General features: G+C 51.8%; 18 protein-coding genes. 13 read left to right on the top strand and 5 right to left on the bottom strand.

Going from position 1 to position 14627, the window contains the following annotated elements; translation table 11 throughout:
- Positions 1–14 precede the first annotated feature (14 nt).
- Positions 15–1415, top strand: coding sequence for a GABA permease (gene gabP, locus OGV94_RS14165; protein ID WP_043017303.1), 1401 nt, complete (start codon positions 15–17; stop codon positions 1413–1415).
- A 44-nt stretch (positions 1416–1459) separates the two neighbouring features.
- The gene (gene csiR / locus OGV94_RS14160) at positions 1460–2146 is read left to right on the top strand and encodes a DNA-binding transcriptional regulator CsiR (protein ID WP_043017304.1); all 687 of its coding nucleotides are present in this window, start codon (positions 1460–1462) and stop codon (positions 2144–2146) included.
- 12 nt (positions 2147–2158) lie between these two features.
- On the opposite strand, the gene lysM is transcribed toward csiR, so the two are convergent.
- Both lysM and OGV94_RS14150 read right to left on the bottom strand, forming a co-directional pair.
- Positions 2159–2608, bottom strand: coding sequence for a peptidoglycan-binding protein LysM (gene lysM, locus OGV94_RS14155; protein WP_286523602.1), 450 nt, complete (start codon positions 2606–2608; stop codon positions 2159–2161).
- 96 nt (positions 2609–2704) lie between these two features.
- Positions 2705–2863 (bottom strand): YqaE/Pmp3 family membrane protein, encoded by a 159-nt coding sequence (locus tag OGV94_RS14150; protein WP_003037242.1) that lies wholly within the window; start codon positions 2861–2863, stop codon positions 2705–2707.
- Positions 2864–3047: 184 nt separating this feature from the next.
- On the opposite strand from OGV94_RS14150, the gene OGV94_RS14145 reads away from it, so the two are divergent.
- The 3 genes from OGV94_RS14145 to OGV94_RS14135 all read left to right on the top strand — a co-directional run bounded on the left by OGV94_RS14145 (position 3048) and on the right by OGV94_RS14135 (position 4144).
- Positions 3048–3347: an ArsR/SmtB family transcription factor gene (locus tag OGV94_RS14145; RefSeq protein ID WP_006687216.1), complete on the top strand. Its 300-nt coding sequence runs from the start codon at positions 3048–3050 to the stop codon at positions 3345–3347.
- A 9-nt stretch (positions 3348–3356) separates the two neighbouring features.
- A complete protein-coding gene (locus tag OGV94_RS14140) occupies positions 3357–3884 on the top strand; it encodes a rhodanese family protein (RefSeq protein ID WP_047409268.1) in 528 nt (175 codons plus the stop codon).
- An 80-nt stretch (positions 3885–3964) separates the two neighbouring features.
- Positions 3965–4144 carry a GDFGVC terminal motif YodC-like protein gene (locus OGV94_RS14135; protein WP_043017306.1) on the top strand — a complete coding sequence of 60 codons (180 nt, stop codon included), beginning with the start codon at positions 3965–3967 and terminating at the stop codon, positions 4142–4144.
- A 36-nt stretch (positions 4145–4180) separates the two neighbouring features.
- On the opposite strand, the gene stpA is transcribed toward OGV94_RS14135, so the two are convergent.
- The gene (stpA, locus tag OGV94_RS14130; RefSeq protein WP_047409266.1) at positions 4181–4582 is read right to left on the bottom strand and encodes a DNA-binding protein StpA; all 402 of its coding nucleotides are present in this window, start codon (positions 4580–4582) and stop codon (positions 4181–4183) included.
- Positions 4583–5129: 547 nt separating this feature from the next.
- Here stpA and alaE point away from each other — a divergent pair.
- Positions 5130–5579: an L-alanine exporter AlaE gene (gene alaE, locus OGV94_RS14125; protein ID WP_016154144.1), complete on the top strand. Its 450-nt coding sequence runs from the start codon at positions 5130–5132 to the stop codon at positions 5577–5579.
- A 36-nt stretch (positions 5580–5615) separates the two neighbouring features.
- Here the strand turns inward: alaE and OGV94_RS14120 are convergent, their stop codons facing one another.
- Positions 5616–5966, bottom strand: a complete 351-nt coding sequence (locus OGV94_RS14120; RefSeq protein WP_016154145.1) for a DUF2002 family protein — start codon at positions 5964–5966, stop codon at positions 5616–5618.
- Positions 5967–6089: 123 nt separating this feature from the next.
- Positions 6090–7424: a MocR-like pyridoxine biosynthesis transcription factor PdxR gene (pdxR, locus tag OGV94_RS14115; RefSeq protein WP_043017308.1), complete on the bottom strand. Its 1335-nt coding sequence runs from the start codon at positions 7422–7424 to the stop codon at positions 6090–6092.
- A gap of 90 nt (positions 7425–7514) precedes the next feature.
- Between pdxR and OGV94_RS14110 the strand changes: the two genes are divergently transcribed.
- From OGV94_RS14110 to proW, 7 genes are all read left to right on the top strand, one after another.
- Entirely contained in the window at positions 7515–7946 is a 432-nt protein-coding gene (locus OGV94_RS14110) for a carboxymuconolactone decarboxylase family protein (protein ID WP_043017309.1), read from the top strand.
- Between the two features lie 279 nt (positions 7947–8225).
- Complete coding sequence (nrdH, locus tag OGV94_RS14105; RefSeq protein ID WP_043017310.1) at positions 8226–8471, top strand: glutaredoxin-like protein NrdH; 246 nt, start codon at positions 8226–8228, stop codon at positions 8469–8471.
- Positions 8468–8878, top strand: coding sequence for a class Ib ribonucleoside-diphosphate reductase assembly flavoprotein NrdI (nrdI, locus tag OGV94_RS14100; protein ID WP_047409260.1), 411 nt, complete (start codon positions 8468–8470; stop codon positions 8876–8878). The genes nrdH and nrdI overlap by 4 nt, the downstream gene beginning before the upstream one ends.
- A complete protein-coding gene (gene nrdE / locus OGV94_RS14095; protein ID WP_286523596.1) occupies positions 8851–10995 on the top strand; it encodes a class 1b ribonucleoside-diphosphate reductase subunit alpha in 2145 nt (714 codons plus the stop codon). The genes nrdI and nrdE overlap by 28 nt, the downstream gene beginning before the upstream one ends.
- Positions 10996–11005: 10 nt before the next feature.
- Positions 11006–11965 (top strand): class 1b ribonucleoside-diphosphate reductase subunit beta, encoded by a 960-nt coding sequence (gene nrdF, locus OGV94_RS14090; RefSeq protein WP_075145744.1) that lies wholly within the window; start codon positions 11006–11008, stop codon positions 11963–11965.
- Between the two features lie 354 nt (positions 11966–12319).
- Complete coding sequence (gene proV, locus OGV94_RS14085) at positions 12320–13522, top strand: glycine betaine/L-proline ABC transporter ATP-binding protein ProV (protein ID WP_003037282.1); 1203 nt, start codon at positions 12320–12322, stop codon at positions 13520–13522.
- Positions 13515–14579: a glycine betaine/L-proline ABC transporter permease ProW gene (gene proW / locus OGV94_RS14080; RefSeq protein WP_043017314.1), complete on the top strand. Its 1065-nt coding sequence runs from the start codon at positions 13515–13517 to the stop codon at positions 14577–14579. Before proV ends, proW begins: the two co-directional genes overlap by 8 nt.
- The last annotated feature ends 48 nt before the right edge of the window (positions 14580–14627 follow it).

Here is a 14627-nt window from a genome sequence, read left to right as displayed (position 1 = left end):
GAGAGGTTTAAAAGATGGGGCAAGTGTCACAATCACATGATTTAGGGGGCGGGCTGAAATCACGCCACGTCACCATGCTGTCTATTGCCGGGGTTATCGGCGCAAGTTTGTTTGTTGGTTCAAGCGTGGCGATTGCAGAAGCCGGCCCCGCGGTATTATTAGCCTATCTTTTCGCCGGGTTGCTGGTGGTGATGATTATGCGCATGCTGGCCGAAATGGCCGTCGCCACCCCAGATACCGGTTCCTTTTCCACCTATGCCGATAAGGCCATCGGTCCGTGGGCAGGTTATACCATCGGCTGGCTGTACTGGTGGTTCTGGGTGTTGGTTATCCCGCTGGAGGCGAATATCGCCGCCATCATTCTACACTCCTGGGTGCCGGGCATTCCTGTCTGGCTGTTTTCTCTGGTTATCACGCTGGCATTAACTGGCAGTAATTTGCTGAGCGTCAAAAATTACGGTGAGTTCGAATTCTGGCTGGCGCTGTGCAAAGTGATTGCCATTCTGGCGTTTATTACCCTCGGTGCGGCGGCAATTAGCGGTTTCTACCCTTATGCTGACGTCAGCGGCGTTTCACGCTTGTGGGATCAGGGCGGCTTTATGCCCAACGGTTTTGGCGCAGTGCTCAGTGCGATGCTAATCACCATGTTCTCCTTTATGGGGGCGGAGATTGTCACCATCGCCGCCGCCGAGTCCGACACACCGGACAAACATATCGTCCGCGCCACCAACTCAGTTATCTGGCGTATCTCCATCTTCTATTTGTGCTCCATTTTCGTGGTGGTGGCACTGATCCCATGGAATATGCCGGGACTGAAAGAAGTGGGTTCGTACCGCTCGGTATTGGAGTTACTGCATATCCCGCACGCGAAACTGATCATGGACTGCGTTATTTTGCTGTCGGTGACCAGCTGTCTGAACTCCGCGCTGTATACGTCCTCGCGTATGCTCTACTCCCTGAGCCGTCGTGGCGATGCGCCCGCCTTTATGGGTAAAACAAACCGCAGTAAAACGCCTTATGTGGCGGTATTGCTGTCTACGGGGGCCGCGTTCCTCACCGTGGTGGTCAACTATTACGCCCCAGCCAAGGTGTTTAAATTCCTGATCGACAGCTCCGGTGCCATCGCGCTGCTGGTGTATCTGGTGATTGCGATTTCACAACTACGGATGCGCAAAATCCTACTGGCGCAAGGCGGCGAAATTAAACTGAAAATGTGGCTCTATCCGTGGCTTACCTGGCTGGTCATCGCGTTTATTATCTTTGTACTGGTAGTCATGTTATTTCGGCCAGCACAACAGTTGGAAGTTATCTCTACCGGGTTGTTAGCCATAGGAATTATTTGTACCGTGCCCATTATGTCACGCTGGAAAAAACTGCTATCGTGGCAAAAAGCACCGTTGCAAAATACGCATTAAACCTGTTCCCGGCGCAGGCCGGGGATCCGTTCAGGAGTAAGACCATGACCGCCATTCCCCAACCGACGGCCATTGATGGATACCGCTGGCTGAAGAACGACATTATTCGCGGTGTTTATCAGCCTGATGAAAAACTGCGTATGAGTCTGCTGACCTCGCGCTACGATCTTGGCGTGGGACCGCTGCGTGAAGCGCTTTCGCAACTGGTCGCGGAGCGGCTGGTGACGGTGGTTAATCAGAAAGGGTATCGTGTCGCCCCGATGTCAGAACAAGAGTTGCTCGATATTTTCGATGCCCGCGCCAATATGGAAGCCATGCTGGTCGCGCTGGCGATTGAACGCGGCGATGACGCCTGGGAAGCTGAAATTCTGGCGCGGGCGCATATGCTCAGCAAACTTGAAGCCATTGACGCCAGTGAACAGATGCTCGACGAGTGGGATCAGCGCCATCAGGCGTTTCACTCGGCGATTGTCGCCGGCTGCGGTTCACAATACTTGTTGCAAATGCGCGAACGTCTATTCTCTCTGGCGGCGCGCTACCGGTTTATCTGGCTGCGTAAAACGGTGTTGTCAGTTGAAATGCTGGAAGATAAACACGATCAACACAAGACGCTGACCGAAGCAATTCTGGCACGCGATACCGCGCGCGCCAGCGAATTAATGCGCCAGCACCTGCTGACGCCAATTCCGATTATTCAACAGGCGATGTCCGGCAAATTACTGACGGAATAAGCCTGAATAATATTACTGTTCCGGAATACGTAAAACCTGCCCAGGATAGATTTTATCCTGGCTTTTCAACATCGGTTTATTCGCTTCAAATATCTGGTTATACAGGTTGGCATTACCGTAAACCTGTTTGGCAATAGCGCTCAGGGTATCCCCAGATTTTACGGTATAAAACTGGCTTTCACTCGCGGGCGCAGAGGTTTTAACCTGATCGTCTACACTGGCGATACCGGAGATATTACCGATCGCAATCAGGATTTTTTCTTTCGCTTCCTGACTTAAACCATCGCCAGAAACGGTGGCTTTGCCTTCGTTAATTTGCACGTTCACTTTATCCGCATCCGGGATGCCGGTTTTATTCAGGTGTTCCTGCACCTTTTTTGCCAGATCGGCTGTGTCATGGTTTCCAGTGACCACATCCCACAGTTTTTCACCCGCATCTTTTACAAAATTGAAAAGTCCCATATCCACCTCGGTTATTAACAATCAACACCCAAAAGTGTAGCAGAGGAGAACGAGACGCAAAGAAAACGGCGCCAAAGCGCCGTAGCAGAAGGAGGATTAGTTACGCGTCTGTATCCAGAAGGCGTGGATCAAACCGGGGATGTAGCCCAGCAGCGTCAGAACGATATTGAGGATAAATGCCCAGCCGAATCCTTTCCCCAGCAGCACGCCAAGCGGGGGCAGAATAATAGTAAAAACGATTCTCCAGAAACCCATACACACTCCCTACAAGCAAAAAGTTAATCATTGTTTAAAAAGAGATTTTATCTCTAAGATTAATCAGTGTAGCTAACTCCTTCCGTCTCGCCCTGCTGTTTTACCCTCTTTTACGCTCTTTACGCTGGCGTACGTTGGCTTTTTATTTTAGAATTTACTTAATTTAGACTATGCTTAAATACATATGACAGAACTTGAACAACTCCAGGCCAGCGCTGAACAGGCTGCCGCCCTGCTCAAAGCGATGAGTAACCCGAAAAGGTTGCTGATTTTGTGCATGCTCTGCGGTTCACCCGGCACCAGCGCAGGCGAGTTAGCCCGTGCTACCGGACTGAGCCCTTCCGCCACCTCCCAGCATCTGGCGCGTATGCGCGAAGAAGGTCTGATAGACAGCCAGCGCGATGCCCAGCGCATCCTCTACTCCATTAAAAATGCGGCCGTGAATTCGCTGATCGCCACATTAAAAACACTGTATTGCCCATAAGGAGCCATCATGACCATTGGGACGATTTCCCCGCGCGAGGCGCAGACGCGCCTCGCACAAGGTGCAAAACTGATTGATATCCGCGATGCTGATGAGTATCTGTACGAGCATATTCCTGAGGCGCATCTGGTGCCTTTATCCACGCTTGAGCACGGAGTGTTGCCTGAGAATTTACGCGCCGGTCAGGTAATTTTTCACTGCCAGTCCGGCAAACGTACACAAAATGCAGCGACAAAACTGAGCGCCATTGCCGCGCCTGCGCAGGTCTGGTTGCTGGAAGGCGGAATTGACGGCTGGAAAGCCGCTGGTTTGCCGGTGGCGAAAGACAGTTCACAACCGTTACCACTGATGCGTCAGGTACAGATAGCCGCAGGCAGCCTTGCTTTACTTGGCGTCATTCTGGGTTACGCCGTTAACAGCGCGTTCTTCCTGCTGAGCGGTTTTGTTGGTGCCGGGCTGATTCTCGCTGGCGTGACCGGCTTTTGCGGCATGGCGCGAGTACTGAATATCATGCCCTGGAACCGACGTACTCATTAAGCGGTAATCATTGAAACAGCGCTGTACCCGTTGAATGACGTGATCTATGGTGAGTTCTGCGATAAATAAAGGAGAGCAATATGTTTCAACCTGGCGATCTGGTTCAACCGCGCATGGGCGGACCCAAACTGAAAGTTATCGAAGTCAATGGCGATCAAATTGTGGCGGTACAAGCCAGTAATGAAAGCGGTGATAAATTCACGCTGAAAGCAGCTGATGTGACGCGATATACCGAAGAAGGTGATTTCGGCGTTTGCTGAAAATAAGCGGTGAGGACACCCTCACCGCCGTCGTAATTAGATCAAAAAGTCATCAAGAGATTTACCGGCAGCTAACGCCTGAGCAATTGGCTTCGGTGTGCGACCTTGTCCGGTCCATGTTTGCGTTTCACCATTGAAATCGGTAAAACGATATTTCGCCGGGCGTGGCTGACGTTTTTTAACTGAACGTGCCGTCGCAGGCGTTATGCTCAACAGCTCTTCCGGACTGATCCCATCTGCCTGCATCTGCGCCAGCAAGGCACTAATTTTTTCCTGCTGTTCTGCACGTTGGCGCTGCAGTTGTTCTTCTTCATCGCGCCGTTCTTTGGTCACTACCCTGAATTTTTCAAGCATATCTTCCAGTACATCAACGGAAAATTCACGAGCCATTGCACGCAGCGAGCGGATATTATTTAAGTTTTTTAACATTGAACTCATATTAACAAAACCTCTTTAACGTAAAAACAGTATTACGCTAAATATTGTATGCAACTGCTTATTATATTTCCAGTCTAATTTCTTCGTGAGTTATTAAACAAATAGCCAACCTTGGTATTTATAGCATCTATTTTGCTATCGTCCATGCAATATATTCCATTACCGGATAGCTGCCAGGAATATACCTGCAAGCTATCTCTGCACGTCACTTGAGAAACAGACCACGGCATCGCACGGGACAACTCGTCTACATATTGCACATTGGTCAACATTCAGAAAAGGAGCGCAAAAAATTCAGAAAAACAAATTCCTATAACCCATTGATCTAAAATACCTTTAATTAACACAGCAACGAAAATACCAAAACGAACAAAAAACAGACCATTGCAGAGCATTTTATCGACAAAAAGGTTATAAATAAAAATTTTAAGCTAGTTGCCAGTTATTATCCAGACAGATATCCTATTCAAACGCGAAAGCAGCAAGACAAATCACTAGCAAGAAGGCATTCAAAACCTTTTTTTCCCTTTTTACAAGGAGAATTAACATGTTCTCTCCGCAGTCACGCTTGCGTCATGCAGTAGCAGACACGTTCGCGATGGTTGTTTATTGTTCTGTCGTGAACATGTTGATCGAAATATTCCTTTCAGGAATGAGCTTCGAACAGTCACTGTACTCCAGACTGGTGGCTATCCCCGTCAACATCCTGATCGCATGGCCTTACGGCATGTACCGCGATTTATTTATGCGTGCGGCACGGAAAGCCACGCAGGCAGGATGGGGGAAAAACCTGGCAGACGTGTTGGCTTACGTCACCTTCCAGTCGCCGGTATATGTGATTATTCTGTTAACGGTTGGCGCAGACTGGCACCAGATTACGGCTGCAGTAAGTTCGAACATCGTGGTGTCAATGCTGATGGGCGCTGTCTATGGCTACTTTCTTGATTATTGCCGCCGCCTGTTTAAGGTCAGCAGCTATCACCAGGCTAAAGCTTGATACGATTCTTTGCGACTGGCCCTGCCAGTCGCATTATTAGTTTGAGCTAACGTCGCCAAACAACCCACTCAGATAGCGCTCAAGTGCAATTCGTGAACTAAAGCCGTGTGGAATACCATAATGTTCATGGGTCTCTCCGGCTAAATACAGCGGGAATTGCTGGTAGTGATCGCAGGTTTTAATATCCGTAGCAGGTTCCGCCAGCGAAGAGCTGCGCTCTTTTAGCGTGGGATGGATGACTAATGCGGTACGTCCCATGCGTGCTTCACGGTTAACGTACACATAATTTTCGCCACGACGATAGCCGTACGTTTTCTGCGTCACAACATCAACGGTAAAGCCCACTTTTTCAAGTACGCGCGCCACCTCATCTGGTCGTAAATACATATTCTTTTCCTCGTTATCTTTTACTGCGGGCTTACCTTACCTGATTCAGCATTAGCAACGCTTTCAGAAAAGTCCATAAACGAGTGGCGATGGTGGGACGAATATCTTAAGAACCGTGCTGATTCAGGCCAGCGCCAGCCGCAGCTGATATGCCGCCTGCTGCGCCATTTCCAGCGAGCTAATGTTGGTAAACGACAGCAATATTCCTCCCTTTCCTGCTGAAGTTATTCGCCAGCGGCTTAACGCCTGAACCGCCAGTCCAGCCTGATTCGCTTTGCGCACCAGCGCAACATCATCTCCATCTACACTCATTACCAGTTGAATCCCACCTTCCTGAGGAATGACGCTAAATCCTTGTTCGGTCAGGGCGTTTTCCATCCATTGTCGTCGCAAGGCGTAATGCTGACGCATGCGTTTTAAGTGTCGCCAGAAGTGGCCGTCTTGCATAAAATCCGCCAGCGTTTGCTGCCATAAAACCGGAACGCTACAGGCCGTTAGCGCCGCCTGCTGACGAAAATGTTCGACCTGGGTCAGAGGCACCACCAGCCATGCCGTGCGCAAAGCCGGAAACAGAGATTTGCTGAACGTTCCGGCATAAATCACCCGCTGGGGCGCATCCAGACTTTTTAGCGGCGGCAACGGTTTACCGTGGTAGCGAAATTCGCTGTCGTAGTCATCTTCGATTACCCACGCCAGCGCGCGAGTCGCCCATTCCAGCAACCGGTGGCGACGGTCTAATGACAAGGCCACGCCCAGCGGGCTTTGGTGTGCGGGCGTGAGCAGTACAAAACGCGCCTGCGGGAAATCGCGGATCCCAGCGCAGACGTCCAGACCATCAGCATCAACCGCCACCGGCATCAGCTCAATGCGTTCCTGAGCGACCACGGGGCGAATCAGCGGAAAGCCAGGATCTTCGACCCACATCCCCTCACCGGGTTGAGACAAAGCGCGCAGAATTAACGTCATTGATGCTGCGTAACCTGAAGTAATAAAAACCTGTTCCGGCTGGCATTCAATACTGCGTGAAACGCGCAGGTAATCAACAATCGCCTGACGTAATACCCGTTCGCCGCAAACATCGCCCACCGCCAGATCAAAACGCGTTTGGGTGCGTAAACGCCGCCCCATTACCCGCGCCCAGACGTCGCGCGGGAAGAGATCGAGTGCGGGTAATCCCATCTGAAAAAGCTGCGGTCTGGGTTTTTCTCCGGCGAAGATGGCAGGTGATGCTGGCGCGCTTTGAGGCCGCAGTTGTTCACTGACAAACGTTCCTGCTTGTCCGCGTCGCGCAAGCCAGCCCTGCGCCACCAGCTCTGCATAGGCGTTTTCCACCGTCGAGCGTGATACGCCCAGCTCCTGGGCCCAGGTCCGACTGGAAGGTAATCTGGTACCTGGCTTGAGTTCACCGTTCTCAATTGCGTTTTTTAACTGACGGGCGATTTGCTGATAGCGCGGCATTTATGGTCTGCTTTTTTTGCAACAATATGGCTCTCTTTAGCAGTCCATTATAGTGCTACATTGCGGGTCAGCCAAACGAGGAGAAATACCATGACAATGTTACGCCAGCCCTATTATGAACTCAGTCCTGAAATCTATAACGCCCTGGTTCAGGCAAGCAAAGCGCTGGAAAACTGCGCGCTGGAACCTACGCTGACGGAACTGATTTACTTACGGGTCTCGCAAATCAATGGCTGCGCCTTTTGCCTGGAAATGCACAGTAAGGCGCTGCGTAAATCCGGTGTTGCGCAGGCCAAACTGGACGCACTGGCAGGCTGGCGGGTGAGTCACCACTTCAGCGAAAAGGAACGTGCGGCGCTGGCGTGGGCTGAATCCGTCACCCATATCGCCAGTACGCATGCCGAAGATGACGTTTATCTGCCGCTGCTCGCCCATTTTAGCGCGAAAGAAATTAGCGACCTGACGTTTGCCATTAGCCTGATGAACTGCTTTAACCGTCTGGCGGTAGGGATGCGTATGTGATTCTGCGCTACCGGATGACAGCATAAATGTCTTATCCGGCCTGGGAAGTCCTTTCCTGTAGGCCGGATTAGACGCGACGTGCCGCCATCCAGCAACCTGCGATGATACATATCACTTCCCCCGTCACGCTCCTCACCCGGCCCTCATTAATCTAAAATTCCCATATCTTGTATGGTTGAATCTTTTTAAAACTACATCTAGTATCTTCTGTATCAAGACGCACACAACCCGACGCCCTCTATCGCGTCGATCTTTTACTTATAAACGGAAATACGAATCATGCGCATTGTTATTTACACTCGCAACAACTGTGTTCAGTGTCACGCCACCAGGCGGGCGATGGAAAGCCGCGGGTTTAACTTCGAGATGGTGAACGTCGATTTACAGCCCGATCTGGCTGATAGCCTGCGCGAGCAAGGCTTTCGCCAGTTACCGGTCGTGGTCGCAGGGGAAGCCAGTTGGTCAGGATTTCGCCCGGACATGATCAACCGTCTGCGCCCGGAACCCCAAGTGGCCAGCGCATGAGCCAGCTCGTCTACTTCTCCAGCAGCTCCGAAAATACGCACCGCTTTATCCAGCGTCTGGGGCTGACTGCCATCCGCATTCCGCTTAACGAACGCGAGCGGATCCGGGTAGACGAACCTTACATATTAATCGTGCCATCCTACGGCGGCGGCGGTACGGCTGGCGCGGTCCCAAGACAGGTGATCCGCTTTTTAAACGATACGCACAACCGGGCGTTAATCCGTGGAGTGATCGCCTCCGGTAATCGCAATTTCGGGGATGCTTATGGTCGCGCGGGTGATGTGATCTCACAAAAATGCGGCGTGCCGTGGCTCTATCGCTTTGAGCTGATGGGCACCCAAAGCGATATCGACAACGTTCGGAAAGGAGTGAGCGAATTTTGGCAACGACAACCGCAGAACGCGTAATGCAGCCAACGCTGGATTACCATGCCCTGAATGCCATGCTGAATCTGTACGATAAAGCCGGACGCATTCAGTTCGACAAAGACCATCAGGCGGTGGAGGCTTTCTTTGCCGCCCACGTCCGCCCCAACTCGGTGGCGTTTGCCAGCCAGCAGGAGCGCCTGGACACATTGGTAGATGAAGGCTATTACGATGCCAGCGTGTTAGCCCGCTACAATCGCGCGTTCGTGCTGAAGCTATTCACCCACGCCCACGCCAGCGGATTCCGTTTCCAGACGTTCCTCGGCGCATGGAAGTTCTACACCAGCTATACGCTGAAAACGTTCGACGGTAAGCGCTATCTCGAAGACTTTGAGGATCGGGTCACGATGGTGGCGCTCACGCTGGCGCAGGGCGATGAAGCGCTCGCAATGCAACTGGCTAATGAAATGCTCTCCGGGCGCTTTCAACCCGCCACGCCAACCTTCTTAAACTGCGGTAAACAGCAACGCGGCGAGCTGGTCTCCTGCTTCCTGTTACGCATCGAAGACAATATGGAGTCAATTGGTCGGGCGGTAAACTCGGCGCTACAGCTCTCTAAACGCGGCGGCGGCGTGGCATTTTTGCTCTCTAACCTGCGCGAGGCAGGTGCGCCCATTAAGCGCATTGAGAACCAGTCCTCCGGCGTGATCCCGGTAATGAAAATGCTGGAAGATGCGTTTTCTTATGCGAATCAACTCGGGGCGCGTCAGGGCGCGGGGGCTGTGTATCTGCACGCGCACCATCCGGATATTTTGCGTTTTCTTGATACCAAACGTGAAAATGCCGACGAAAAAATTCGCATCAAAACGCTCTCGCTTGGCGTGGTGATCCCGGACGTCACCTTCCAGTTGGCGAAAGAAAACGCCCGGATGGCGCTGTTTTCACCGTATGACGTAGAACGAATTTACGGCAAACCATTCGGTGATATCGCCGTGAGCGAGCGGTATGACGAACTGGTTGCTGACCAACGCGTACACAAAAAATACATTATCGCCCGCGATTTCTTCCAGCGGCTGGCAGAGATCCAGTTTGAGTCTGGCTACCCTTACATCATGTTTGAAGACACGGTGAATCGCGCCAACCCGATTGCCGGTCGGATCAATATGAGCAACCTGTGCTCGGAGATTTTGCAGGTTAACAGCGCCTCCACCTACGATGAAAACCTCAATTACGCACAGACCGGGCATGATATCTCCTGCAATCTCGGCTCGTTGAACATTGCCCATACCATGGATTCACCGGACTTTGGTCGTACAGTGGAAACGGCGGTTCGCGGCTTAACCGCCGTTTCGGACATGAGCCACATCCGCAGCGTGCCTTCGATCGAAGCCGGGAACAGCGCGTCGCACGCGATTGGTCTTGGGCAGATGAATCTGCACGGGTATCTGGCGCGGGAAGGGATCGCCTATGGTTCGCCGGAAGGGCTGGATTTTACCAATCTCTATTTCTATACCATCACCTGGCATGCGCTGAATACGTCAATGAAGATCGCCCGCGAGCGCGGTCAAACCTTTGCCGGATTCAGACAATCCCGCTACGCCAGCGGCGAGTATTTTAGCCAGTATCTGCAGGGCGACTGGCAGCCTAAAACCGACAAGGTTCGCACACTGTTTGCTGCCAGCGGCCTTACGCTGCCGACGCGCGAAATGTGGTCGCGGCTGCGAGAAGATGTGATGCGCTACGGCATTTATAATCAGAATTTACAGGCGGTGCCGCCCACCGGTTCTATCTCCTACATCAATCATGCCACGTCAAGCATTCACCCGATCGTGTCAAAAGTGGAGATTCGCAAAGAGGGTAAAACCGGACGCGTTTACTACCCTGCCCCGTTTATGACCAATGAGAATCTGGCCTTGTATCAGGATGCCTACGAGATTGGTCCACAAAAAATCATTGATACCTACGCGGAAGCAACGCGCCATGTCGATCAGGGGCTTTCACTGACGCTCTTTTTCCCCGATACCGCCACCACGCGCGATATCAACAAAGCGCAGATTTACGCCTGGCGTAAGGGCATCAAATCGCTGTACTACATCCGACTACGTCAACTGGCGCTGGAAGGAACCGAAATCGAAGGTTGCGTGTCATGCGCGCTGTAAGGAGGAGAAAATGACATTATCCCGCGTGAGCGCCATCAACTGGAACAAGATTGAGGATGATAAAGATCTCGAGGTATGGAACCGCCTGACCAGTAACTTCTGGCTACCGGAAAAGGTCCCGCTCTCCAATGACATCCCGGCCTGGCAAACGTTGAACGCCGCCGAACAGCAGTTGACCATCCGCGTTTTTACCGGGCTGACGCTGCTCGACACCATTCAGAATGTTGCCGGAGCACCCGCGTTAATGGCCGATTCGTTAACGCCGCATGAAGAGGCGGTGCTGTCGAATATCAGCTTTATGGAAGCGGTACACGCCCGTTCATACAGCTCTATTTTCTCCACCCTTTGCCAGACCAAAGATGTGGATACAGCTTACGCCTGGAGTGAAGAAAATACCCCACTCCAGCGCAAGGCGCAGATCGTTTTGGCACATTACGCCAGCGACGAACCGTTGAAGAAGAAAATTGCCAGCGTGTTTCTGGAATCCTTCCTGTTCTATTCCGGCTTCTGGTTACCGATGTATTTTTCCAGCCGCGGCAAATTGACCAATACAGCCGATCTTATTCGCCTGATTATTCGTGATGAGGCCGTTCATGGGTATTACATTGGTTATAAATATCAAAAAGGTCTGGAGCATATTTCCGAGTCCGCACGCGAGGAGTTAAAGAACTTTGCCTTCGATCTGCTGATGGAATTGTATGATAACGAAGCGCGCTATACGGAAGAATTGTATGCAGAAACAGGCTGGGTGGATGACGTCAAAGCCTTCCTTTGCTACAACGCCAATAAGGCATTGATGAATTTGGGGTATGAGGCGCTATTTCCACCTGAAATGGCCGAGGTTAACCCGGCAATCCTTGCCGCGCTGTCGCCCAACGCTGACGAAAACCACGATTTCTTCTCGGGTTCTGGCTCATCCTATGTGATGGGAAAAGCGGTCGAAACCGAAGACGACGACTGGAATTTCTAGCAATCATTTCTGCGGGAAATACCGTACATTTTTCGCGGAAATATTTTAACAGGATCACACTTTTGTCGTGCAAATATAATTGTGTGATCTACACTCAATATCAGCCGCATTATTCGCCTGCATTCCAGCAATTCAGGCGATTTTTCATTGGCATTTACAAAAAATATTAACCAGCCCGCATTCGCGCTCAGCCCTTATATCACGGGAAGTCCCGCCGCCTGGCCTTCGGCAATATTCATGCCACAACCAAATTCAGGGTTGTCTCAGATTCTCAGTATGTTAGGGTAGAAAAAGGTCACTATTTCCATCAGGTAATATATCGATATAAACAAATAACAGGAATCATTCTATTGCATGGCAATTAAATTAGAAGTTAAAAATCTCTATAAGATATTTGGAGAGCATCCCCAGAGAGCCTTCAAATATATTGAAAAAGGACTTTCAAAAGAGCAAATTCTGGATAAAACAGGGCTATCGCTTGGCGTAAAGAACGCCAGTCTGGCCATTGAAGAAGGCGAGATATTTGTCATCATGGGATTATCCGGTTCGGGTAAATCCACAATGGTACGCCTTCTCAATCGCCTGATTGAACCCACCCGCGGACAGGTATTGATTGACGGCGTAGACATCGCCCGCATATCCGATGCCGAGCTTCGCGAGGTGCGCAGAAAAAAGATTGCGATGGTGTTCCAGTCCTTTGCCCTGATGCCGCACATGACGGTGCTGGACAATACGGCATTCGGCATGGAATTAGCCGGTGTCGGCGCGGATGAACGTCGTGAAAAAGCGTTAGATGCGCTACGTCAGGTTGGTCTGGAGAATTATGCTCACGGATACCCGGATGAACTTTCCGGGGGAATGCGCCAGCGTGTGGGCCTCGCCCGTGCATTAGCCATTAACCCTGACATCTTATTAATGGATGAGGCCTTCTCAGCCCTCGATCCATTAATTCGTACTGAGATGCAGGATGAACTGGTAAAACTACAGGCGAAACATCAACGCACCGTGGTCTTTATATCGCATGACCTCGACGAAGCTATGCGTATTGGCGACAGAATTGCCATTATGCAAAACGGTGAAGTGGTCCAGGTCGGCACGCCGGATGAAATCCTGAATAATCCAGCCAATGATTATGTACGCACCTTCTTCCGCGGCGTTGATATTAGCCAGGTCTTCAGTGCGAAAGATATTTCACGCCGTAGCCCCGAAGGTTTAATTCGTAAAACGCCCGGGGTGGGTCCACGTTCAGCGCTGCAATTATTGCAGGACAAAGATCGCGAATATGGTTACGTGATCGAACGCGGCAATAAATTCGTTGGCGTTGTTTCAATCGACTCCTTAAAAACAGCGTTAAGTCAGGCGCAAGGTATTGAAGCGGCATTGATCGATGAGCCGTTAGCCGTAGATGCACAAACTCCTCTCAGCGAGTTGCTTTCTCATGTCGGCCAGGCCCCGTGCGCGGTGCCGGTTGTTGATGAGGAACAGCAGTATGTGGGCGTCATTTCAAAACGCATGCTGTTACAGGCTTTAGATCGTGAGGGGGTAAACAATGGCTGATCAAACTAATCCGTGGGATACCACACCAGCGGCCGACAGCGCCGCACAAACTGCCGATGCCTGGAGCACGCCATCTGGTGCGCCCACTGACGGCGGTAGCGCAGACTGGCTGACCAGCGCCCCTGCGCCGGCGCCAGAACATTTCAATATTATGGATCCGTTCCATAAAACACTGATCCCGCTGGATAGTTGGGTCACCGAAGGGATCGACTGGGTTGTTACCCATTTCCGTCCGGTCTTCCAGGGCATTCGTGTTCCGGTGGATTACATTCTCAACGGCTTCCAGCAGCTTCTGTTAGGTATGCCAGCGCCCGTGGCGATTATCCTGTTTGCCCTGATTGCCTGGCAGATATCCGGTGTCGGAATGGGCGTTGCTACGCTGATTTCCTTGATTGCCATCGGTGCCATCGGTGCGTGGTCGCAGGCCATGATAACCCTGGCGCTGGTACTGACCGCTCTGCTGTTCTGCGTAGTGATCGGTCTGCCGATGGGGATCTGGTTAGCACGCAGTCCGCGGGCGGCAAAAATTGTTCGCCCGCTGCTGGACGCCATGCAAACCACCCCAGCGTTCGTCTATCTGGTGCCGATTGTCATGCTGTTCGGTATTGGTAACGTCCCGGGCGTGGTGGTGACGATTATCTTCGCCCTGCCGCCAATCGTACGTCTGACCATTCTGGGGATTAACCAGGTGCCAGCCGATCTGATTGAAGCCTCGCGTTCGTTTGGCGCCAGCCCGCGTCAGATGCTGTTTAAAGTGCAGCTCCCGCTGGCGATGCCCACTATTATGGCCGGGGTCAACCAGACGCTGATGCTGGCGCTTTCAATGGTCGTCATCGCGTCGATGATCGCCGTCGGCGGGCTGGGTCAGATGGTGCTGCGTGGAATCGGTCGTCTGGATATGGGGCTTGCCACCGTCGGTGGGGTTGGGATTGTAATCCTCGCCATCATCCTGGATCGCCTGACGCAGGCCGTTGGTCGCGACTCGCGTAGTCGTGGCAACCGTCGCTGGTACACCACTGGTCCCGTTGGGCTTATCACTCGCCCTTTCACGAAATAATTCACCCGTTGCCCGGTGGCGCATTGCTTACCGGGCCTACAATTCATT

The sequence above is a fragment of the Citrobacter sp. Ce006 genome (genome assembly GCF_030336535.1).
GTDB classification, from domain to species: Bacteria; Pseudomonadota; Gammaproteobacteria; order Enterobacterales; family Enterobacteriaceae; genus Citrobacter; species Citrobacter europaeus.
This window is presented reverse-complemented; position numbering and strand designations above follow the sequence as displayed.

What these genes read in the sequence shown, in the direction of transcription:
- pdxR (WP_043017308.1), bottom strand. Translation starts at nt 7,424, where the DNA reads ATGCCGCGCTATCAGCAAATCGCCCGTCAGTTAAAAAACGCAATTGAG.
- proV (WP_003037282.1), top strand. Translation starts at nt 12,320, where the DNA reads ATGGCAATTAAATTAGAAGTTAAAAATCTCTATAAGATATTTGGAGAG.
- lysM (WP_286523602.1), bottom strand. Translation starts at nt 2,608, where the DNA reads ATGGGACTTTTCAATTTTGTAAAAGATGCGGGTGAAAAACTGTGGGAT.
- OGV94_RS14135 (WP_043017306.1), top strand. Translation starts at nt 3,965, where the DNA reads ATGTTTCAACCTGGCGATCTGGTTCAACCGCGCATGGGCGGACCCAAA.
- OGV94_RS14150 (WP_003037242.1), bottom strand. Translation starts at nt 2,863, where the DNA reads ATGGGTTTCTGGAGAATCGTTTTTACTATTATTCTGCCCCCGCTTGGC.
- proW (WP_043017314.1), top strand. Translation starts at nt 13,515, where the DNA reads ATGGCTGATCAAACTAATCCGTGGGATACCACACCAGCGGCCGACAGC.
- OGV94_RS14110 (WP_043017309.1), top strand. Translation starts at nt 7,515, where the DNA reads ATGACAATGTTACGCCAGCCCTATTATGAACTCAGTCCTGAAATCTAT.
- OGV94_RS14140 (WP_047409268.1), top strand. Translation starts at nt 3,357, where the DNA reads ATGACCATTGGGACGATTTCCCCGCGCGAGGCGCAGACGCGCCTCGCA.
- nrdF (WP_075145744.1), top strand. Translation starts at nt 11,006, where the DNA reads ATGACATTATCCCGCGTGAGCGCCATCAACTGGAACAAGATTGAGGAT.
- nrdI (WP_047409260.1), top strand. Translation starts at nt 8,468, where the DNA reads ATGAGCCAGCTCGTCTACTTCTCCAGCAGCTCCGAAAATACGCACCGC.
- stpA (WP_047409266.1), bottom strand. Translation starts at nt 4,582, where the DNA reads ATGAGTTCAATGTTAAAAAACTTAAATAATATCCGCTCGCTGCGTGCA.
- csiR (WP_043017304.1), top strand. Translation starts at nt 1,460, where the DNA reads ATGACCGCCATTCCCCAACCGACGGCCATTGATGGATACCGCTGGCTG.
- alaE (WP_016154144.1), top strand. Translation starts at nt 5,130, where the DNA reads ATGTTCTCTCCGCAGTCACGCTTGCGTCATGCAGTAGCAGACACGTTC.
- gabP (WP_043017303.1), top strand. Translation starts at nt 15, where the DNA reads ATGGGGCAAGTGTCACAATCACATGATTTAGGGGGCGGGCTGAAATCA.
- OGV94_RS14120 (WP_016154145.1), bottom strand. Translation starts at nt 5,966, where the DNA reads ATGTATTTACGACCAGATGAGGTGGCGCGCGTACTTGAAAAAGTGGGC.
- nrdH (WP_043017310.1), top strand. Translation starts at nt 8,226, where the DNA reads ATGCGCATTGTTATTTACACTCGCAACAACTGTGTTCAGTGTCACGCC.
- OGV94_RS14145 (WP_006687216.1), top strand. Translation starts at nt 3,048, where the DNA reads ATGACAGAACTTGAACAACTCCAGGCCAGCGCTGAACAGGCTGCCGCC.